The 20,975-nt window shown below is 39.8% G+C and carries 23 protein-coding genes, 1 tRNA gene and 1 pseudogene; 18 read left to right on the top strand and 7 right to left on the bottom strand.

Annotated features, from left to right (window positions below):
* Positions 1–832 precede the first annotated feature (832 nt).
* Positions 833–1,177: a DMT family protein gene (locus tag J6578_RS09960; protein ID WP_239365332.1), complete on the top strand. Its 345-nt coding sequence runs from the start codon at positions 833–835 to the stop codon at positions 1,175–1,177.
* A 47-nt stretch (positions 1,178–1,224) separates the two neighbouring features.
* Here J6578_RS09960 and dcd read toward each other — a convergent pair whose 3' ends face one another.
* Positions 1,225–1,791 carry a dCTP deaminase gene (dcd, locus tag J6578_RS09955; RefSeq protein ID WP_037408187.1) on the bottom strand — a complete coding sequence of 189 codons (567 nt, stop codon included), beginning with the start codon at positions 1,789–1,791 and terminating at the stop codon, positions 1,225–1,227.
* A 79-nt stretch (positions 1,792–1,870) separates the two neighbouring features.
* Positions 1,871–2,773 carry a recombination-associated protein RdgC gene (locus tag J6578_RS09950; RefSeq protein ID WP_037408185.1) on the bottom strand — a complete coding sequence of 301 codons (903 nt, stop codon included), beginning with the start codon at positions 2,771–2,773 and terminating at the stop codon, positions 1,871–1,873.
* A gap of 619 nt (positions 2,774–3,392) precedes the next feature.
* On the opposite strand from J6578_RS09950, the gene J6578_RS09945 reads away from it, so the two are divergent.
* From J6578_RS09945 to J6578_RS09935, 4 genes are all read left to right on the top strand, one after another.
* Entirely contained in the window at positions 3,393–3,548 is a 156-nt protein-coding gene (locus tag J6578_RS09945) for a hypothetical protein (RefSeq protein ID WP_239365326.1), read from the top strand.
* Positions 3,549–3,650: 102 nt separating this feature from the next.
* Complete coding sequence (locus J6578_RS10355; RefSeq protein WP_353736172.1) at positions 3,651–3,854, top strand: tellurite resistance TerB C-terminal domain-containing protein; 204 nt, start codon at positions 3,651–3,653, stop codon at positions 3,852–3,854.
* A 439-nt stretch (positions 3,855–4,293) separates the two neighbouring features.
* Positions 4,294–4,932, top strand: a complete 639-nt coding sequence (locus tag J6578_RS09940) for a hypothetical protein (protein ID WP_239365323.1) — start codon at positions 4,294–4,296, stop codon at positions 4,930–4,932.
* Positions 4,933–5,205: 273 nt separating this feature from the next.
* Complete coding sequence (locus J6578_RS09935; protein ID WP_287954556.1) at positions 5,206–5,409, top strand: hypothetical protein; 204 nt, start codon at positions 5,206–5,208, stop codon at positions 5,407–5,409.
* 68 nt (positions 5,410–5,477) lie between these two features.
* On the opposite strand, the gene J6578_RS09930 is transcribed toward J6578_RS09935, so the two are convergent.
* Positions 5,478–7,091: a phosphoethanolamine transferase gene (locus J6578_RS09930; protein ID WP_287954554.1), complete on the bottom strand. Its 1,614-nt coding sequence runs from the start codon at positions 7,089–7,091 to the stop codon at positions 5,478–5,480.
* A 149-nt stretch (positions 7,092–7,240) separates the two neighbouring features.
* On the opposite strand from J6578_RS09930, the gene J6578_RS09925 reads away from it, so the two are divergent.
* The 5 genes and pseudogenes from J6578_RS09925 to J6578_RS09905 all read left to right on the top strand — a co-directional run.
* Positions 7,241–7,939, top strand: a complete 699-nt coding sequence (locus tag J6578_RS09925) for a VIT1/CCC1 transporter family protein (RefSeq protein WP_287954552.1) — start codon at positions 7,241–7,243, stop codon at positions 7,937–7,939.
* Positions 7,940–7,945: 6 nt separating this feature from the next.
* Positions 7,946–8,608 carry a response regulator gene (locus J6578_RS09920; RefSeq protein ID WP_037408171.1) on the top strand — a complete coding sequence of 221 codons (663 nt, stop codon included), beginning with the start codon at positions 7,946–7,948 and terminating at the stop codon, positions 8,606–8,608.
* A complete protein-coding gene (locus J6578_RS09915; RefSeq protein ID WP_287954551.1) occupies positions 8,605–9,966 on the top strand; it encodes an ATP-binding protein in 1,362 nt (453 codons plus the stop codon). The genes J6578_RS09920 and J6578_RS09915 overlap by 4 nt, the downstream gene beginning before the upstream one ends.
* Positions 9,967–10,160: 194 nt before the next feature.
* Positions 10,161–11,510 carry a transcriptional regulator gene (locus tag J6578_RS09910; RefSeq protein WP_287954550.1) on the top strand — a complete coding sequence of 450 codons (1,350 nt, stop codon included), beginning with the start codon at positions 10,161–10,163 and terminating at the stop codon, positions 11,508–11,510.
* A gap of 308 nt (positions 11,511–11,818) precedes the next feature.
* Positions 11,819–11,932 (top strand): annotated as a pseudogene (locus J6578_RS09905) (IS3-like element ISLbl2 family transposase); the annotation flags it as partial.
* 582 nt (positions 11,933–12,514) lie between these two features.
* On the opposite strand, the gene J6578_RS09900 reads toward J6578_RS09905, so the two are convergent.
* Both J6578_RS09900 and J6578_RS09895 read right to left on the bottom strand, forming a co-directional pair.
* Positions 12,515–12,745 carry a hypothetical protein gene (locus J6578_RS09900; RefSeq protein WP_093092221.1) on the bottom strand — a complete coding sequence of 77 codons (231 nt, stop codon included), beginning with the start codon at positions 12,743–12,745 and terminating at the stop codon, positions 12,515–12,517.
* A 51-nt stretch (positions 12,746–12,796) separates the two neighbouring features.
* The gene (locus tag J6578_RS09895; RefSeq protein WP_176715071.1) at positions 12,797–12,970 is read right to left on the bottom strand and encodes a hypothetical protein; all 174 of its coding nucleotides are present in this window, start codon (positions 12,968–12,970) and stop codon (positions 12,797–12,799) included.
* Positions 12,971–13,337: 367 nt separating this feature from the next.
* Here J6578_RS09895 and J6578_RS09890 point away from each other — a divergent pair.
* Positions 13,338–13,413: transfer RNA gene (locus J6578_RS09890), tRNA-Glu, on the top strand.
* Positions 13,414–13,641: 228 nt separating this feature from the next.
* Here the strand turns inward: J6578_RS09890 and J6578_RS09885 are convergent.
* The gene (locus J6578_RS09885) at positions 13,642–15,684 is read right to left on the bottom strand and encodes an OPT family oligopeptide transporter (protein WP_239427982.1); all 2,043 of its coding nucleotides are present in this window, start codon (positions 15,682–15,684) and stop codon (positions 13,642–13,644) included.
* A gap of 310 nt (positions 15,685–15,994) precedes the next feature.
* Here J6578_RS09885 and serB point away from each other — a divergent pair, with 310 nt between their 5' ends.
* Positions 15,995–16,837, top strand: coding sequence for a phosphoserine phosphatase SerB (gene serB, locus J6578_RS09880; RefSeq protein WP_287951500.1), 843 nt, complete (start codon positions 15,995–15,997; stop codon positions 16,835–16,837).
* Positions 16,838–16,885: 48 nt separating this feature from the next.
* Here the strand turns inward: serB and J6578_RS09875 are convergent, their stop codons facing one another.
* Positions 16,886–17,416, bottom strand: a complete 531-nt coding sequence (locus tag J6578_RS09875) for an NAD(P)H-dependent oxidoreductase (RefSeq protein ID WP_287951504.1) — start codon at positions 17,414–17,416, stop codon at positions 16,886–16,888.
* A 137-nt stretch (positions 17,417–17,553) separates the two neighbouring features.
* Between J6578_RS09875 and J6578_RS09870 the strand changes: the two genes are divergently transcribed.
* The 6 genes from J6578_RS09870 (at position 17,554) to iscA (ending at position 20,896) form a co-directional block, all read left to right on the top strand.
* Complete coding sequence (locus J6578_RS09870; protein WP_287951499.1) at positions 17,554–17,835, top strand: winged helix-turn-helix transcriptional regulator; 282 nt, start codon at positions 17,554–17,556, stop codon at positions 17,833–17,835.
* Between the two features lie 203 nt (positions 17,836–18,038).
* Positions 18,039–18,509, top strand: coding sequence for an Rrf2 family transcriptional regulator (locus J6578_RS09865; protein ID WP_100102585.1), 471 nt, complete (start codon positions 18,039–18,041; stop codon positions 18,507–18,509).
* Positions 18,510–18,551: 42 nt separating this feature from the next.
* A complete protein-coding gene (locus J6578_RS09860; RefSeq protein WP_239427985.1) occupies positions 18,552–19,766 on the top strand; it encodes an IscS subfamily cysteine desulfurase in 1,215 nt (404 codons plus the stop codon).
* 110 nt (positions 19,767–19,876) lie between these two features.
* Positions 19,877–20,260, top strand: coding sequence for a Fe-S cluster assembly scaffold IscU (iscU, locus tag J6578_RS09855; protein WP_093092231.1), 384 nt, complete (start codon positions 19,877–19,879; stop codon positions 20,258–20,260).
* Position 20,261: 1 nt separating this feature from the next.
* Positions 20,262–20,528 (top strand): TraR/DksA C4-type zinc finger protein, encoded by a 267-nt coding sequence (locus tag J6578_RS09850; protein ID WP_239427986.1) that lies wholly within the window; start codon positions 20,262–20,264, stop codon positions 20,526–20,528.
* A 47-nt stretch (positions 20,529–20,575) separates the two neighbouring features.
* Entirely contained in the window at positions 20,576–20,896 is a 321-nt protein-coding gene (iscA, locus tag J6578_RS09845; RefSeq protein WP_037404897.1) for an iron-sulfur cluster assembly protein IscA, read from the top strand.
* Positions 20,897–20,975: the final 79 nt, after the last annotated feature.

Raw genomic sequence — 20,975 nt, 5'->3', positions numbered from 1 at the left:
ATTTGTCCGCGATGTTTGTTATAGATGACTTTATAGCGGTTTTTATTCATTTTTACACCTATTGTGCTAATTGAAACTGGTTGATAATGATGTTTTTACGCTGCTCTTGATTTAGATAAAGTTAATACGCTTGGTTTAATTGGCTAAATTTTGTGTTAACAGTGTTGCACGCTGGAAACTGTTTAGATACTGTTAGTTGATCTTTACAGGAACGATGAGAATACCGGCTGTGCTATATTTCTTAACATATAATGGTGGTTAAATAAATGGCATAAACAATCACCCAGCTATATGTCATTACCTTATAGACTGCTCAGGTAATGATAAATTCTTTGCAGGAGATTATTTAATCTTAAATAACCATCAATGTATACCGAATAATAAATATCTGAATTGATTCATCTCACAACTCCTTATTGTAAATATTCTACAAATTTAATGACTACTACAATCTATGTCATTACTATTTCTTAACATTCTACCAATTTCGATAAATAAAATAAACCGTGTACTATGCAAAGTATCAGGATATTATAAATAAGTGTTGTGGAAAGATAACAGGTAATTGGTCTGGAAACTTATGGACGGTCTACGCTTTAAATGGTAGTTTAAGTTGATGTGTTAATATCAATACATGCTAAATAAAGCAGTTTAGTAGGTATTTGTGGCAAATTTATATCACTGTGAAGCTATTGTAGTTAAGAATTTATAATGTATTAATGTATTTATCTTTGCAAAAAATATTGGTTGCAGTTAAGCTAGAATGGTTGATATTTATGTTCAGGGCAGCTACAACTTAAGGTATCTGTTTAATTGTACTGTTGATATTAATATGCCCTACTTAATCGTTATCGGCTTACTCACTGCTTCCAATCTGGTAATGACTACTGCGTGGTACTGGCACATTAAACCCAGTAACTATAGTTTTCCACTGTGGCAAATTATTCTGATTAGCTGGGGAATGGCTTTATTTGAATATTGTCTGGCTGTGCCGGCCAATCATCTGGGGGCATATTGGGGTATCAAGCCGTTTCAGCTGAAAATTATTCAGGAAGTAGTGACACTGGTGGTGTTTACTCTGTTTGCTGTTCTTTATCTGAAAGATGAGTTTCGCCTCAATTATCTGCTCAGTTTTGGCTGTATACTTGGCGCGGTGTATTTTGCTTTCAAACGCTAATTGGCTAAAGAAAAGGACGCTATTGCGTCCTTTTCTGGTAATACCCATCAGGCTTTCGGCAAAGTCACTCCGGTTTGCCCCATATATTTGCCAGCGCGGTCTTTATAGGAAGTGGCGCATTCTTCGTCACTTTCAAAAAACAGTACTTGTGCTACACCTTCGTTGGCATAGATTTTTGCTGGCAGCGGTGTGGTGTTGGAAAACTCTAGTGTCACATATCCCTCCCATTCTGGTTCGAACGGAGTAACATTGACGATAATACCGCAACGCGCATAGGTAGATTTACCCAGACACACGGTTAGAACATTACGCGGGATGCGGAAATATTCTACGGTACGTGCCAATGCAAAGGAGTTCGGCGGAATAATGCAAAAATCGTCTTCAACGGTAACGAAATTACGTGTATCAAAATTTTTCGGGTCAACTATGGTGCTGTTGATGTTGGTAAAAATTTTAAATTCGCGTGCGCAACGGATATCATAGCCGTAGCTGGAAGTACCATAGGAAATGATTTTTTCACCGTTTACCTGTTTAATCTGATTTGGTTCAAACGGTTCAATCATGCCATGCTCTTCGCTCATGCGGCGTATCCATTTGTCGGATTTAATACTCATGACAATACTCTTGATAAATTTAGTGCATTATACCGAAGCCAATGCTGTCTTTGCAGGCAAATTGCGTCAATTTACGCCACTATTCAGGTAACCAGCCACCCAGATGATGAACTAGCTCAGCCAGTAAGTCACCCAATGCTTCAGCCATTAGAATCTGCGAGGCAAAGGTGACGCTTTGCATATCATCGCCCTGCCCAGCCGCTTCTTCCTGAATCACGTCCAGAAATTGAATACGTTTCAAAGTAAAGTCCTGTGTCAATACAAAACGTACTCTATCTTGCCAGCATAGCCCTAACTGTGTCACAACTTTGCCGTTTTTGACTAGATTAACCACTTCCTCAGCCGTTAAATCCTGATGACTAATGCGCACTACTGGTGCTGCATCGCCAAGGCCTTTGAGTTCACAATCACTATCCAGCTCAAAATGGCCGGCGGCTGTGCCATTTAATAACCATTCGGTCATCAGACTACCCGGTGATTGCTGGGTACGCGGTAATTTTGCTTCCAGTCCGCCAAGCGCATCACGCAATTTGGTAAGCAGCATTTCTGCCCGATTGGCATTAGCCTGATTAATCAACAATAATCCACGCTGGGTATCAATCATTGCTTCAGTTTTGCTGCTTTTGGTAAATGCACGCGGTAGCAAGTCATCGGTGATGGTTTCTTTCAATTCCATCTTTTCTTTGCGACCAACATTGCGGCCTTCGGCTTCGCGGATTTCATTAATTTTTTCTTCGAGAATATCGCGTACTACTGCTGCCGGTAATACTTTTTCTTCTTTTTTCAGCGCAATACGCCAGATATTTTGTGCCGGAAATACCATTTCTGGACTAAATGACACAGGGCTGGCAAAACCAATACTGTCCCAGTCCAGTCCCATACAGGGTTTGAATTCAGCTTCAATCAGCTTGTCTACTAATGTTTCCAGCTCCGGCAAATTTTCTTTATTTAGCGGATAAATACTTAATTGTTTAAACCACATGCGTTGTTTCTTTCACATCCAACAGGGAAAGGAGAGATTATACGGCAGCTTGAGCATAAGTGTACTACCCATACAGTCTGGCAAAATCAATAATCATTCATCGATATGATTAGATCACCGGTATTAAGTGTATTTAACACTTTTCAATGGTTATTGCTGTTAACAATTTATTTATTAGTTAATGCTTCTGGTCATGTAAACGGTTTGTACAGAAAACAGCACGAACTCTAAATATCCGATTTTCAGCTTTGAAATCGACAATATATTTGGCTTAGGCATAAATACTGTTGTACTACCTGATAATATACTTGCAATCATTTTGTATTTTCCAGTTAATTTTTTATCAAGCTGTTATGTTCAATTGAGATAGTTTTTTAACCTTTGGATTATAGTGGAATGGCATGTTTACTTGTATTGTGATTGTTGGTATTTTAATGGTGATATTCTCTAGTAAAAAAACCATATACAGCCAGCACCTAAGCCACGCAATCGTACGAATAAAAATAAAGCTACCGCCACACTCCACAACGTTGGCAATAAACCAGAAAATCCTGCAAATAACAGCCTGTCGCAACAATCTTCTGCCCAAGCTAATGTTAGTGCACCAATTGCTAAGTTAATGGTACAGAATAATGAATCTGCGGACACAGCAGTAGATGATGAACTGGCAACTTTTACGATTACCTCTGCCAGCCGTACCAAAATTTCTAGTCTTGAGAATACGGTAGAAAGCCGATGGCTAGCACTAGATACGCCTATTACTACCCACAACTGAAAAATGAATTATTTTTTAAATTGATTCTAGTAGTACCGGTAAAAAATGAAAAGCCAATAAAAGCCAGTTTGGCACTGGACTGGTTGCACTGCTCACCGGAATATGATTCCAGTTCAACTGCACAATGCTGTAAAGAGCACCAGAATACGCAATAAGCATATAGAGCCCTGTAAACGGTTTAATTTGTTGTCAGATTGTGCGATTGAAAGCACCAATGAATGGGCTTATGACTATGTAGATGCATTGTTGATCAAAGATAATAATGATATTTATATAGATTTTAAAATACTGGTTAAACTACACTGATAAAATAATGATTGAAAAAGAATCGGTACAAAAAAAGAGAAGCCGTTACTTCATTTCTGAAATCAGGCTTTACCCCGAAAATCGGTAAACTACATATTTAGGTAGGCTGTGTTAATGAACTAAACGCCATGATACAGAATATTTGTGGTGATGCTGCTTTCAGATTGATTATACTTCAGACAAAATGTCTTTTATGAATGTAGTACACGCAATTGCTCTGGAACAGAAATTTGTAAATTTGCATGCCAATAGAAGACAAACGAAGAATTTTATTCTAAATTAATGAAATATATATCTATATGCAACAAGCTGGATGCAAGTTCTCTGATCAATTTTTATAAGTTGGCATTTTAATAATTGAGTTTTACAATCCAATTCAAAATCTTTTATAATATGACTTTTAATAATTAAAATTAAAATAATATAAGGAAATTTTACAGTGTTAAAAAAATATGTCAAAAATGTGTATGTTGCCTTTGATCCCCAAGAGGCAACATTTCTGTTTGAACGTAACATTAAATTAGAATCTAAAGAGACTCTTTTTTCTCAAATTCCTGCAATGGTACGCCATCTTTATTTTCCCAAAAAAAGAATAAAGTTATTGATTGGTTTATTAGTGGCCTGGCCTGTATATTTTTTGGCAAGTGTTTTCTTTATCTGGCCAAATAAGCTTGCTGTTCAAGGTCTTGTCATTTTAGCATTTGCAATTATTGGACTTGTCATCTCGATTATCTCACATTACTTCGCTGTCTTTTCGGAAATAAGAAGATTAAAAAAATTATACAACAATTTAGAATGGCCGATAGAAAGTTATTGTGCTTTTTTTGCAGAAGGATTCTTAATTAAAGCTGATGATATGGAAGGGGTTTTTCATTGGGATGATTTTATGTGCATAATGGCAAATTCTACTGTACTTTCATTTAATTTTTGTCCCCCAGGCACTCCAAAAGGCAAATTTTTTAAAAAATACTATCCACGCTTAGACACTTTTTACATATTTATTAATGGTGATGATGAAATACAAGAGCTCATGAAAGTAATAAGTGAAGAAATTGATGGTCTAATTGAATTTAGATAATATTTATCAATTAATATGTAAGAAATTTTTGTATTGTTTGCTGTACATTAAAAGTTGCCTACCAGCGGGAAAAATATCATTTTACCGGACAACACTGGCGAATAATTGATATCGGCACCGAGGAGAATATTATTCTTGTTCGGCATACTATAGGCGGAATACCGCCTATATTTGAAAGTAATAGTCTAACTACTACGGGAGAAACTATCAGTAGATATCAATGCGGGAATCATTACCATAGCTGATACTTCTATTGAACAGGTGAAAGCCGTATTGCAACAACTTACTCAAGCCCAATGGGGTGAAGCCTGGACACTTGCGGAAATGGTATCAGAAAGAAAACGGGAAAAATATGATTCTTATCTGCCTGAAAATCTGCAATTGATGGGCTATGCAAGTCAGGCTTTTGATATATCGGCAACCCAAAAATGGTTACAGCAATTTGCCGATACCGAGCCTGAACTCAGCCAAGCATAAATCTTAACGATTAAAATCACAGCTAAAAAGGTCATTTAACAGCTTATATTACAATCAAATCCTCGAAATTATTTTTGCCGGCACGGTGTAAATAAATCCAGTTGTGTCTGATATTCGCTGGTTTTCACATCCATTAATCCCAATACCGAATGAAAAATATTATCGTGTGAAAACGCCTGCTGCCACGCATGCTGGCGCAGACAGTTCATATTCAGCTTGCTTGTGCGGGCAAAATCATGATTAGCCCACAACAGCATAGGTATATGGGTTTGTTCCGCTGGTGCAATAGTATAAGGTGTAGCGTGCAGATACATACCATTTTCTCCCAGTGATTCACCGTGGTCAGAAAAATACCATATCGCACTGGCCAAACCGGTTTGACTTTGCAATAGTCTAATGATTTCTGCCAGTATATGGTCAGTGTACAGCACCGTATTATCGTAGGTATTGCGTAACTGTTCAGTCGTACACTGTTGAATCTGGTTGGTATCACAGGTAGGCATAAAATGCCGGAATACATCGGGATAACGCTGGTAATAAGCCGGGCCATGGCTGCCCATCATATGCAACACCAGCACTGCATCATCAGGTAATTTCGCAATGACGGCACGCAAATTAATCAATATACTTTCATCCAGACAGCCATCGCCAGTGCATTTTAAATCAGGAGCCCAATCCCGCACATCCACATGACGGATACGCTCGCATACTCCCTTACAGCCACCATCATTATCACGCCAGAGCACATCCACACCTGCGCGTTGCAGAATATCCAGCAAGCCTTCCTGATGTTTGGCCAGATTGGCTTTATAGTGGTGGCGTGGCATATTAGAAAATAAACACGGCAAGGAAATTGCTGTGGCGGTACCACAGGAAGTTACCTGCGGAAAATTAATTACATTCTCTCCCATTGCTGCTAATGCTGGTGTAGTCTGACGAGAATAGCCATTCAGTCCCCAACTCTGCGCCCGCGTGGTTTCACCCACCACCAGCACCAGCAACCTCTTTTGCCCATGGCGTTGATGGCTGGCATCCAGCCCGATACGCTGTAAGGGTCGATGTGCATCATATACGTTGTAAACGGTTTTCAGCGTAGCCCCAATAATATTTGTGGGCACAATTAAATGATTAACTGCCTTATTATTACGAAAAAAAGAAATATAGCTGCCATAGGCCAGCAGAATAATAGCGATAACTAGAACCAGTGAAGCAGTTATGGCAATCAATCGCTTGCCCAGCTCACAATACCACGAATTGGCATAGCAGATACTTATTCCCCAGCAATACCACTGTGCCGGTAACAAACCAGTGATTCCCAGCCACATCCAAAATTGCGGCGTTAACCAGGCACCCGCTTCACCGAGATTAGTCTGAAGAATATTTTGCAGCATATTGGCATCAAAATAAACATTCTGCATCATCACTGCATAGCTTACCGCAGAACTCAGTAATAACAGCAGTGGCACCATGAACCGGTGCAAATATGGCCAGAACAACAACTGCATACAGAAATTCATTGCTGCCAACATCAATATGGGCACTGTTAACCAAAAAATGACATTATGATTCAGACTTACATGCTGAAACAGATAATGCCAGAAACCCATATTCAATATCACTAGAATATAAGCGCTCAGCAATAGCACTATCTGATTACTGCTTAATACCCACTTTGACTGCATCGCCAGCCCCTGTTGATTAAACAATGGCTAGTGTAAATAAACAGCCTTAAGTAAAGCTTAAGGTAAAGCGCAACACCAGACAGTAGCATTGTGATACCGTAGCACAATATGTCTGTAATGTGCGATTCTGTACTTATCAGGAGTCTGAAATGAGTCAATCATGGCATAAGGAACAGCACTTTTCCAATCGTAATAACTGGTTACGCGCCAGTGTTCTGGGCGCAAACGATGGCCTGATTTCTACCGCCAGCCTGCTCATGGGACTGGCTGCTGCTGAACCAAATCAGCATACTTTACTCATATCCGGCATTGCTGCTCTCGTTTCCGGTGCAGTATCCATGGCTGCTGGTGAATATGTTTCTGTTTCCAGCCAGCGCGATACTGAAGCTGCGGATTTACGTAAAGAGCAAGATTCTCTCATTCGATATCCGGAAGTGGAACTGGAAGAACTCACCAATATTTATTGTCAGCGTGGTTTGAACAAAACACTGGCGCAACAGGTTGCAGTCGCCTTAACTGAACACAATGCCCTTGAAGCCCATGCACGGGAAGAAATCGGTATCACTGAAGTTAGCAAAGCCAATCCCTTGCAGGCAGCACTGGCCTCAGCTTTGTCTTTTGCTTGCGGTGCCTTATTACCAGTATTACTATCTTTATTAAGCTCCACCGTATGGCTAATGAGCATACTGTCCATCACGACCATAATTGGTCTTGGTATTCTTGGTTGTATATCAGCCCATCTGGGAGGAGCACCCAAACGCCCTGCCGTAATTCGAATAGCCATACTAGGCATCCTTGCACTCGCATTCACCAGTATGATAGGACGAATTATCGGTATTATTATCTGAAAAAACATGCGTATACTGATTCTTGAAGACGACAGTGATATCGCAGATGGCCTCAATGCCGGCCTGAACCAGCATGGCATGGTTTGTGATATCTTTGCATCTGGCCGACTGGGCGAACAGGCTTTAAGTGCAGCACCATATGATGCGGTAATACTCGATTTAAGTCTGGCAGAAACAGACGGCATGGAAGTGCTTCAGCATTGGCGCAATCAAGGAATTAACACACCAGTGCTGATTCTCACCGCCCGCGATGCCTTACCTGATCGGCTGGCCGGCCTCAATGCTGGTGCTGACGACTATCTGGGCAAACCCTTTGCCCTTGACGAAGTAATTGCCCGCTTACATGCCCTTATCCGTCGTAGCCAAGGTATCAGCCATGCAGAAATCAGCTTTGGCCAGCTTAGCATTAACCTGAATAGCTGTAGTGCCAGTTTACACGGCCAGCCACTGAATCTTACCCAGCGCGAATGGTTGCTATTACAACTACTTATAACTCATCCACAGCAGGTATTCAGCCGCGCCCAGATTGAAGACAAACTGTATAACTGGGAACAGGAAGTTGAAAGCAATGCCGTAGAAGTCCACGTACACCATTTACGCAAAAAAATCGGCACCACGATCATCCGTACCCGGCGTGGGCTTGGCTACCAGCTCGGAGAGGTACCATGAAACCAACCACAGCCATTAGCCGGCGTTTACTTATTTATCTTGGTATCACCCTACCCATACTATGGATAGTCACCGCATTTATTAGCGCAGCAGCCGTCATGCACGAAATAAACGAAGCCAGCGATACTCAGATGAGCCAGCTGGCACAGCGCCTGATGCATACCCCGATTAACCTTAATAGCAACTACAACCCAACCTTACCACCTATACCCAAATCACAGCGAGGTCTTATCGACAGCAAAGAATCTGGCTATGCCATCTGGTATAAAGGGCAGCTAATTAATGCCGATCAAACCGGCCAGACCATTGCCTATAAAAGCAATTATCAGGGCTTTGTCAATCAGGAATACTGGTGGCAAAGCCATGCATGGCGTATCTTTTACCTGCATGACCCGCAGTTGCAACTGCAAGTGGCAGTATCATTCAGTATGCATGAACGCCTGCAAACCGTATTACGCGCCGTGTGGTCACAACTGGCCGTATCCATCCTTGCCCTGCCCTTACTGCTCTGGCTAATCGCATGGGGTGTACGCCGTGGTACCAAACCCCTCCAGCATCTAGCGCAAACCCTGTACCAGCGCGACCCGCATAGCGTTAGCCCGATATCCGGCACCGTACCAACCGAAATCCAGCCCATAATTACCGCACTGAACGACTTACTCCAGCGCATCGAACAAACCCGCGCACGCGAATTACGCTTCACTGCCGATGCCGCCCATGAACTACGCAGTCCACTGGCTGCACTCAAAGTACAAACCGAAGTCCTTGCTCTAACCAATCTGGACGACACCCAGCAACAGCGCGTACGCAATATTGAGCACAGCATAAACCGCACCACCCACCTGGTCGACCAGCTCCTTACCCTCTCCCGACTCGACCCCCTTACTGCACCGCCCTACACCGCTAAAGTAAATTGGACAGACATCACCAGCGAGGCCATAGAAAGCGTCAACCTGTATGCACGCGAACGCCATTGCCGCGTCCAGCGTCAGTTTCAAAGTGAACCAGCAGCCGTGCTACCACTATCCGGCGACCCTACCCTGCTTACCATTCTTATCCGCAATCTGCTCGATAACGCCATCCGCTACAGCCCCAAATACAGCGCCATCAACATAATACTGGCTGCCGATCATATCACTATCACTAATCCCGGCAACGGCGTTGCCCCCGAAAACCTGCAACGCCTGCGCGAACGCTTTTTCCGCCCGGCCGGACAGGAAAGTAGCGGCAGCGGACTGGGATTGTCTATTGTAGATAGTGTTGCGCAATTGCATGGGCTGGAAATAAAATTGACTAACCTGAGAAATAATCAAGGTATACAGGAAGGATTTAAAGTAATACTTAAATTTTTAATTTAAGAAAATAATTTTAAAATAGTATCAATTAAACAACAATAATTAATATTATCTAAACTAATTTCTATGTAAATTGAAATAATAGTATAAAATATTTAAATTTACTTTTGATATTTTTAAAGAATTCTATAGAAAAAAATTAATAAATGGTTTGTACCAATTATTCTATTTAATATACGCTTAATAAAGGAAAAAATATGTCTCACAACGAATTATTTTCATCAATGCATGGTAACCACCAAGTTGCTAATATACTAATAAATGAATTAAAAAAAACTAAATACTTTCTTGATCAAGAAATTTCTAATAAAAAAATATTTATAGATAAAAATCAAGATTTATGCAATTTTTCTAATTTCGAAGCATTTCCTGCAATAAGTTTAAATGAAATTTATGATTTAATAGATAATTTAATAAATAAAATTTTACAATTAAAAGGTGAAAACGTTAATACCATTATAAAATATTTGAATAATAATTTAGATTATTTTATACAAAAAATTATTAATTGTCGAGAGAAATTAATTTTAAATTTAAAAAATCCCAGAAATTTTCAGTACTTTAACTCATTAATTATAACATTGATTTTGCTTGAAAATACCATATCCTCATATAATATAACAACCTCGCATTTTAAAAGAAATTTAATTAAATTAGACAAGGATATAGATAGTCAAAGATCTAATATTTATAGATTAGAAAATATTGTACAATCAATGCAATCGGTAATAAAAAAAATAAATAATATTGAAGAAATATCAGATTCATTAAACTCAATTAAAAAACAATATTTAAATTTAAGCAATGAGCTAACTAAACTCGAAGAAAATTCTAAATCTGAAATCAATAAATCAATTGGTGGTTTTGAAAAAGAATTAGAAAATATAAAAATAAAAGCACAGGAATCTCTAGATGAATTAAACCAACAAAATATCCAAGCAGAAGAAATGCTTAACCAATGTAAAAAATCCAGAGATGATTCTGCCAAGGCTTACGGAATAGCAATTACAAACGGTTTAGCAGGTTCTTTTAAAGCTAGAGCTAAATTTTTAAATTATTCTACGTATGGTTGGATTATAGGGCTGATTTTATCACTATTAGCTTTATGGTGGATAGGAGGAAACCAAGTACAAGACTTAAAAAATTTATACGATAAACAAAATATTTCTTCAATAGCCATATTGTTACAAGCTTTGACAACAATATTAAGTATTTCTGCACCATTATGGTTTGCTTGGCTATCAACAACGCAAATCAATAAATTATTCAAACTTGCGGAAGATTACGGATTTAAATCATCTGTAAGCCAAAGTTATGAAGGTTATAGAAAAGAAACTTCAGATATTTCTCCAGAGCTTCAGCAAGATCTAATTAAATCATTACTAAAAATAATCAATGATGAACCTTTGCGATTAGTTAAGGATGAATCAATTTCAAATACACCATACGAGCATATGTTTAACAACATTATTGAAAAAATTTCATCTAATAAATCTTCAGAAAAGAAAAATGATAATATAAAAAAACAGAGTAAATTGAATACATGATTGAAATTTAATATCAAATTGAATGGTTTATATATAAATCATTCAATTTGTAAAAAGTTTTAGATTCAACTCTTTAAATCAAACTAATACACTAGATTCCTTAGCTCATCAACCTAAGTATCAATCACCAATAGGCATTTTCACTAAAATTTTCCTAAATGGTTTAATCGTATTTAGAAAGCTTGGATATTATAAACACGTTTGTCGAGTTTATTACTAAATTAAAGCTTAATCCTAGGATAAAGCGTAAAAATGTATTCCTCCCCTGAGTCCAGAAAGGCAATCAGTACCCAATAAGCTAGGTGTGCTGGTCAATGGATTTTATGAGTGACAGCAGTCGCAATCAAGGCAGGTTTAGAACCTTCAATGTCATTGATAATTTTAATCGTGAAGCATTAGACATTGATATTACGGTCAGTTTACCGGTAAGCATGGAATAGCTACGGAAAACAGAAAACTTATTAATATGAAAAACAATAGTTGCACATAGGAAATTCAAATTTAAGAGTGTATTAAATAGGTATGCTATTGAAAAAAGAACAAGGAATTTTAAGAAATATTTAAAGCAAAAAATTAAAGAAAATGATATTAAATCTTATAAAGAAAAGAATTATTGGGAGCGAAGAATATAAAGAAAATTATAGGATAAATAAAACAATTTAAGCTCAACTGCCAATTTGTAGTGGCAAACAATAGCGGAATTGACAGACCAGAACTAGCAGAACGAAGCTTCACTGCTATTGATTACCATTTGAAAGCTCATTAAATAGCCTATACACACGAACCATATAAAACACAAAACATTAACGCTTGATTTGTCTAGTCCTTCGGACTGCTGAACACATGTAGGGTATTGAATTCATCAGCCTATTTATCAATAAAGTTAGCTGCACCAAACTTACAACGTCATGCGCTTTCAGTAGCACATTTCTGGTAGCGTAGTAATCTGACTGATCTGATCAGGCTACGATTAATAACAGATTTACCAGAAATAAATTTAACAATTACTGTTCATGTATTATCCGGTAAGTGGGTTGATTTTCCTCAGCTTCGATTTTTTTCAGCTTATCGCAACTGGGCGTACCGGCAAAATCTTTAAACGGTGATTCCAGCTCGTTTTTACAACTCTGCTTTAAGCGTACTTTATCAAACTGAGAGGGGTTATATGCAAATACATTGCTAATTGAGAATGAGAACAACATTATCATTGCAATGTAAGTTAAACCAGTTTTCATTCTCTTTATTCCCCCATCAAAAGATAAAAATTAAACCTGTATAGCTCTTGCTTACCTGTTCAAAGCAGCCTGAATGCTAGATAAACTATCCCGAACTGCATAGTGATTAGTATCACTGCCTTGGTATATGGCACGATAGGAACCATAATCAATCACTTTATTAATCATATTACCATTAATAATTGCCTTATTACCATCGGTTGCAGTAACTGTAAAATAAACCATTTCAACCACCTTTAAAAATTAATATTTACATATTAATAATATAATAGCAAATTTATACTAATAAGCCAAGTTTTTATTTAAATAGATTTAAGTTATATTTACCTTAAGTTAATTATTAATTTGTGAAAAAAGAGTTCATTTAAATATAATTTTAAAATTCTTAATTCTGCCTCAGGATAAATAAAGCAATATCAAAATCTACAAAATGCCAATATAGTAATTGTATTAAAACTTATTTATTGTAGTAGCTAAATCTGCTAAAATTATCTACCGAATGTCAGATATCGAAGATATAAACCTGACCAAATAAATTAATTGGCACATATATGCGCACTTAAGGAATAATCCACACCCATTTAATATTTATGCGCCTATCGTCTAGTGGCCGAGGACACTGCCCTTTCACGGCGGCAACCGGGGTTCGAATCCCTGTAGGCGTGCCAAAATCGAATTAAATTGGATTTTATTTTTTACTAAGTATTGTTATTCTTTTCAAGATCAGAAATAATTGAGTTGATAACACTATTTGTGCAAATGGATAGAGCACTATATAAATAAATATTTGAAACAATTTATAACCGTAATAAAAGCTTGAATTAATAGCTTTTTGTAAGTAACCATAAAAAACAGCGCTTTTAAAGCGCTGTTTTTTATGGTTTTAAATAACACAATTATTTTTTCATAATTTGTCTAACTAGTATCATTATAGCTGAAACAAAGAAAACCAATCCCAATAATTGACCAATTTTATCCCAGTTGTGCAGATTCAGTGCCAGAGGTGCTTCACCCTCTCCTAAGGCAATGGAAGCAACAATTATCATTGCCATTGCTACACCAATGATACTTTCACCCACGATCAGACCGGCTGCTAATAAGGTACCGCGACGGTCTGTCGCTTTCAATTCACGCTCCTGAATTTTCGGATCTGTATGACGTTTTCTGATATGCCGCATACAGAAATATGAAAGTACGGTGCCGATAAAGATAGGCATATTAACGGAAGCAGGCAGATAAATGCCCATGCCTACTGCCAGTGGAGGTATGCTCCAGCCCGGGCGAAGACGTTTTATTACTATATCCAGAACAATCAGGAATATACCTAAACATACACCAGCCTTGATGTAAATCCATTCCAGATTATGCGAAAAAATGCCTTTGGCAATGGTAGTCATCAGGGTTGCCTGCGGGGCAGAGAGTGCCTGAGTAGGATCCATGCCAGATCGTGGCAAGGCTCCGGTAAAACCATAAGCGTTGTAGAGCAGCTCCAGTACTGGTGAAATAACGATGGCACCAACAATACTGCCAATAATCAGTGCTACCTGCTGCCGCCACGGTGTGGCTTGTATCAGATGGCCAGTTTTTAAATCTTGCAGGTTATCATTGGAGATAGTGGAAATAGCCATGACTACTGATGCGGTAAACAGTGCCAGTGCGGTCATAAATTGATTGCCGCCAGCCATGGCAAAAATACCACTAGACTGGCCAATTACCATAAATACCAGAGATATGATAACGATGGATACGATACCGATACTGGATATCGGGCTGGAAGAGGAACCAATCAGGCCGGCCATATAGCCACTGGCTGCGGCTACGAGAAAACCAATGATAAAGGCCATAGTAGTGGCACAGGCCACTAAAGCACAGGCCAAACCAAAAGAAATCGGGGCGCTGGCAATAAAACTGTAAAAGGTAGCAACCAGAATAATCAGGGTTATCAGTATTATCAGTAACATGGTTTTGGGTGATAAATCCTGATTTACCCGTTCCTGTGACTGGTTAGTATCTGAGCCGGAACTAAAGGCCTGAAAAGATAATTTCATGCCTTCAAGCATGGGTTTGAACAGGGTGATTAATGTCCAGATTGCGGCTACAGCTATGGCACCGGCACCAATATAGCGGACTTTGGTAACCCATAGATTGATGGCGAAATCCACCATCGTAGCATTTTCTGGCATAGGGGTAGTACTGGTGAAATACGGTACAGCGATGCCCCATGAGAAAAACATACCCAGCAATACGGCAATACCGCCGGTAATGCCAACCAGCCAGCCGGCACCCAATAAGGCCAGAGAAAATCCCATTGGTACCTGAAACACTGCACTGCCTACTTTAAACCAGGCACTGGCACTTTCGCTGACTACACGCAAGCCACTAACCAGAAAGCTGAAAATACCTGATAGTATGCCGCCGGCAACAATCTGTTTAACCCCGCTTTGCGGTGTGTCGTCTTCGCTTTCCTGTGGTTGATTGTGGTCACCAGCCTTGAGAATTTCGGCTGCCGCCAGACCTTCCGGATAGGGCAAATCACTGTTGACTACGAGCACATGGCGTAATGGAACAGTGAAGATAACACCAAGAATACCACCGGCAATACAAATAAGAGTTGTTTGCCAGAATGGGAATCCCTGCCAGTAGCCAATCATTAGCAGACCAGGTAAAACAAAAATGATTGACGACAAGGTGCCGGCAGCGGATGCCTGTGTTTGCACCATGTTGTTTTCAAGAATATTTGAGCCCTGAAAACATTTCAGTACAGCCATGGATATCACGGCAGCAGGTATGGATGATGCGAATGTCAGGCCAACTTTCAGCCCCAGATACACGTTAGATGCAGTAAATATTACTGTGATTAACGCACCTAAGATCATACCGCGAATGGTAAGCTCCCGGTATTGATCGACCGCCGATGAGGTGGTTGAGGGGTGTTGCATGTAATAACTCCATAAAGATGCGACCCAGAATGATAGCAATAATATTAAAATTTCTGGATATTAATTTATCCTTGCATGACCGCCATTTTGGACAAAAAGCTGCATTGTACAAACTGGTTTGTGTTTTTTCTTTAGATTTTAAGAATGTAGTGTAAATTATGTTTTTTTATTTTTTTAATATGTTAATTAAATTTAAATTTATCCTCACTATCTTTCTTCTTTTTCGACGGTGATTTCTTTTCTGGCTGTTTATTGTCAACCATGACGCCGGTGTCTATACTAGCTATTTTTGTCAAGCTGTGTATTTGTCATGTCTTTAGTTCTGGTTTTACAAAAAGCTGCTTTGCGCCAGTGTGATTTATCCGCTTTACATACGATTATCCCGCCAGCACCAGAGTATACATTTAATGATTCTGTACTGCGTCTGCCGGTAAGTGCCGATTTTCAGTTAGCTCAATCAGTGCAGGCTCAATTACTTGAGCAGCAGATTGATTTTGCCATTGTGCCAGACCAGAGTTTTGCTGATTTGGGCTTGATTATCAGCGATATGGATTCCACGCTGATTACGATTGAATGTGTGGATGAAATTGCTGCCGGTGTGGGCTTGCAATCACAGGTTGCGGCTATAACCGAACGTTCCATGCGTGGTGAAATTGATTTTGAACAGTCATTACGTGCGCGCGTAGCTCTGTTAAAAGGTTTACCGGTTACTGAACTACAGCGTGTATATGAAAATGTGCTGAAATTATCACCGGGTGCTCAATGGCTGTTACAGCAGTGTCATGAGTATGACGTGAAGTTTATGCTGGTTTCCGGTGGGTTCACCTATTTTACTGAACGGTTGCAGCGACAATACGGGCTTGACTACACTTTTGCCAATCAGTTAATGGTAAAAAATGATGCGTTAACCGGTGAACTGGCTGGCAGGATTATCGATGCACAGGCTAAAGCTGATTTACTGGCTGAATATAGAGATAAACTTGGACTGGACAAATTGCAGGTCGTGGCCATGGGTGATGGAGCTAATGATATTCCGATGCTACAGGCGGCCGGCTTTGGTGTGGCTTATCATGCAAAACCAAAAACACAGGCCGCTACTTCAATCAGCGTGCGCTTTGGTGGCCTTGATACTGTGCGCAAGTGGTTCCGCTGATTACAGCTGATCTTCAGCATATTCACGATTAGAAATATCTTTACATATTTAGCGGTATTGCTGAATAAGATTAAATAACTTCAGGCTATGCTGTTTTGTTTTTGCTATCCTTTCTTCTTTGGCTATCCCTGCTACAGGAGAAACACCATACAAAGCAATATAGCCTAAATAATCCATTTGCGCATATTCTGCTGATTTTTTCACAGCTTGCAGAAAATCATTGATAAGAAAATGATTTTCTAATTTAAAATTCTCTTCTGGCTGCTTAACAGTCATACTCACTAATAATTTTTTATTTTTCAGTTTATTTCCTTTGGAACCATAAGCAAATTGATAAGTGAATACCTGATCAAACCGGATTTTTAAAATGGCTGGCATATTAAACCAATACATCGGGTACTGGAGAATAATAAGTTTGTGCCTGAGTAAGGCCGCCTGTTCGGCGCTGATATCAATCTGATAGCCAGGATATAAATGATGAATATTCCTGATTTCAAGATCAGGCATTTTTAACACTAACTCTGCACTGATTGCCTTATTCGCTATTGAATGATCAAAATCCGGGTGAGCCAGAATCATAAGTGCCATAATGATCCATTCTTTTCAAAAAAATCTATAACTATCAAATTTGAGAGTTGAAGGGCATCATGAATTCGATAAACAGTTGTGCTATCTCTTATCTAAGTAAAAACTATCATTGCAGCATTAGTCTGGCCATGAATTTGATTGGCGGTAAGTGGAAAGGCGTGATTCTTTATTATTTGCGTGACAAGTCACAAAGATTTGGTGAGCTCAGAAAAAACATACCCGATATTACGGAGATGACGTTAAGCTTACAGCTCAAACAACTAGAAAGAGATGGTTTGATTTCTCGAACAGTAAAAGGGGATAAACCGCTGATTCAGGTCAACTATGCGCTTACTGATAAAGGCCTGTCGCTTAGTCCGATTTTGTTGGCTTTATCAGAATGGGCAAAAGCGATTAACCACGCTGATTAAATGACTGTAACCGGTAAATCATCAGACCAGTGTTATCGCCTAAAGCATTTTGGCGGCCACAGTTGGCGGATATTCAGTAGCTTTTATTCATTTTAGATAAGATTAGTTCCAGCATAATTCCTTGATTTAACCATAAGTAAAGTTGACTAAAATTGTCGGGTATTAGATAATTCATCTATTGTCAATCTATTTCGGGTTTTGTCATGCGTTTAACCACCAAAGGGCGCTTTGCTGTTATTGCCATGCTGGATTTAGCCATGCATGCGCAATCTGGTGCGGTAAACCTAACGGCGATTAGCGAACGCCAGCGCATTTCCCTGTCTTATCTGGAGCAGTTATTTGGCAAATTACGCCGTGCCGGGCTGGTAGAAAGTATTCGTGGTCCGGGTGGTGGCTATGTTTTAAGTCATGATGCTGCTCAAATTAATATTGCCGACATTATTGCTGCGGCAGAAGACACTCTGGATGCGACGTTATGTGGCGGCAGCGCTGATTGTCAGGATGGCACGCCTTGTCTAACGCATGATTTATGGGCCAACTTGAACAAAACCATAGACAGCTATCTGCGTGGGATTACTTTGCAATGTATTTTGAACCAAGAAACCTACCGTAAGAATAGTAACGAACAAAAAAGCAGCCTTGAGCAGCCGATTACTCTAATAAATCTGCATTAACTCCTGCGCTGCCATGAATATTAAATTAAAGAGAACACGACAATGACCGTAAAACTTCCTATTTATCTGGATTATTCAGCCACTACACCGGTTGATCCGCGTGTGGCAGAAAAAATGATTCCTTACCTGACTGAGTTCTTTGGCAATCCGGCTTCTAACAGCCACAGTTTTGGCTGGCAAGCAGAAGAAGCAGTAGAAAATGCGCGTAATGAAATTGCAGCATTAATTGGTGCTGATTCAAAAGAAATCATTTTCACATCTGGCGCAACTGAATCCGATAATCTGGCCATAAAAGGTGCGGCACAATTTTATGCCAGTAAGGGTAAACATCTGATTACGGTCAAAACGGAACATAAGGCCGTGCTGGACACCATGCGCGAGCTTGAGCGCGAAGGTTTTGAAGTTACCTATCTGGGTGTACAGGAAAATGGTCTGATTGATCTGACCGAACTAGAGGCAGCTATTCGCCCGGATACAACTCTGGTGAGCGTCATGTGGGTGAATAATGAGATTGGCGTGATTCAGGATATTGCGGCGATTGGTGCCATCTGTGCCGAGAAAGGTATTATTTTTCATGTTGACGCAGCACAGGCTACTGGCAAAGTGCACATCGACGTAAAAGCCAATCAGATTGGTTTATTAAGCATGTCGGCACACAAAACTTACGGTCCTAAAGGTATTGGTGCTTTATATGTACGGCGCAAGCCGCGTGTGCGCCTGAATGCGCAGATGCATGGCGGCGGGCATGAGCGCGGGTTTCGTTCCGGTACGCTGGCCACACATCAGATTGTCGGTATGGGCGAAGCATTCCGTCTGGCTCGGCTGGAAATGGATAAGGACAATGCTCATGCCAAGGCACTGCACGAGCGCTTTCTGAATGCCATTAAAGATGTGGAAGAAGTGTATATCAATGGCGACCTGCAACATCGTGTTTATCAGAATCTGAATATCAGCTTCAACTTTGTTGAAGGTGAAAGCCTGATTATGGCGGTTAAGGATATTGCCGTTTCCAGTGGTTCTGCCTGTACATCGGCCAGCCTAGAGCCAAGCTATGTACTGCGTGCATTAGGGCGCAATGACGAACTGGCTCACAGTTCACTGCGCATCACTTTCGGGCGCTTTACCACTGAGGCCGAAGTAGATTATGCCGCAGAGCTGATTAAATCCAAAATCGGTAAATTACGTGAGCTGTCACCGTTATGGGAAATGCATCAGGAAGGTATTGATTTGAATACAGTTGAATGGGCAGCTCACTGATTAGCTGACTACTGCCGTGTTTACATCGGCAGATTGGTGCTTAACAGATAATTTAACGGCAAAGAATCTTTATCGAAGCCGAAAATGACAAAAATATAAGGAACACTCTTATGGCCTATAGTGACAAAGTCATTGATCATTATGAAAATCCACGCAATGTCGGTTCTTTTGAAAAGAACGACCAGAATGTAGGCACAGGGATGGTGGGCGCACCTGCCTGTGGGGACGTGATGAAATTACAAATCAAGGTAAGTGATAACGGTATCATTGAAGATGCCAAATTCAAAACTTATGGCTGTGGTTCAGCCATCGCCTCTTCCAGCCTGATTACTGAATGGGTAAAGGGTAAAAGTCTGGATGAAGCACTGGCCATTAAAAACAGTGCTATTGCTGAAGAACTGGCCTTACCTCCGGTAAAAATTCACTGCTCTATTCTGGCCGAAGACGCGATCAAGGCTGCTGTAGCTGATTATCGGAAAAAACATAACGAGTAGTATGATGATTTTTGGCAGTACCGTAAATGATAATGAATCCTCTACTGAAAAAAATGATGATCATGAAATCAATACAGTAAATCCAGACTATGCCAAAATGCGTACCAGACAGTCTTGTCTGGAATGTAGTGAACCGATATCAGCTGAACACCAGCTTCGATATTCTAGTACACACTTTTGCGTTAATTGTGAAGAGAAAATAGAAATTAAACGCTTTTTTCTCTCTTCATATAAACGCCGTTTTAATCGTAATCATAACGATTCCTGAATATGCTTTGCGTTAAATTTCAGGAAAAGTTTTAAACAGGAGAAAACATGATTTCTCTGACTGAAAAAGCTGCCCAGCACATAAGTAACTATCTGACCAAACGTGGTAAAGGCGAAGGTATTCGTCTTGGTGTTAAAAACAGTGGCTGCTCGGGCATGGCTTATACGCTGGAATTTGTTGACCAAATCCAGCCAGAAGACTTACTTTTTGAGCAACACGGCGTCAAAGTATTTATTGATCCCAAAAGCCATGTCTATCTGGATGGAACAGAACTTGATTTCGTCAAAGAAGGTTTGCAGGAAGGTTTTAAATTTGCCAACCCCAATGCCAAAGACGAATGCGGTTGTGGTGAAAGCTTTCACGTTTAAGCAATCAATAGCTGTTTTTTCTGAAGATATTAAATCTGCCAGAAAACCACAGCCACTATCGTTCGGCCATTTCTACTCC

The organism is Snodgrassella sp. (assembly GCF_024103505.1).
Taxonomy (GTDB): Bacteria; Pseudomonadota; Gammaproteobacteria; order Burkholderiales; family Neisseriaceae; genus Snodgrassella; species Snodgrassella communis.
The sequence above is the reverse complement of the archived record's forward strand: the minus strand, read 5'-3'. Positions and strand labels throughout refer to the sequence as shown.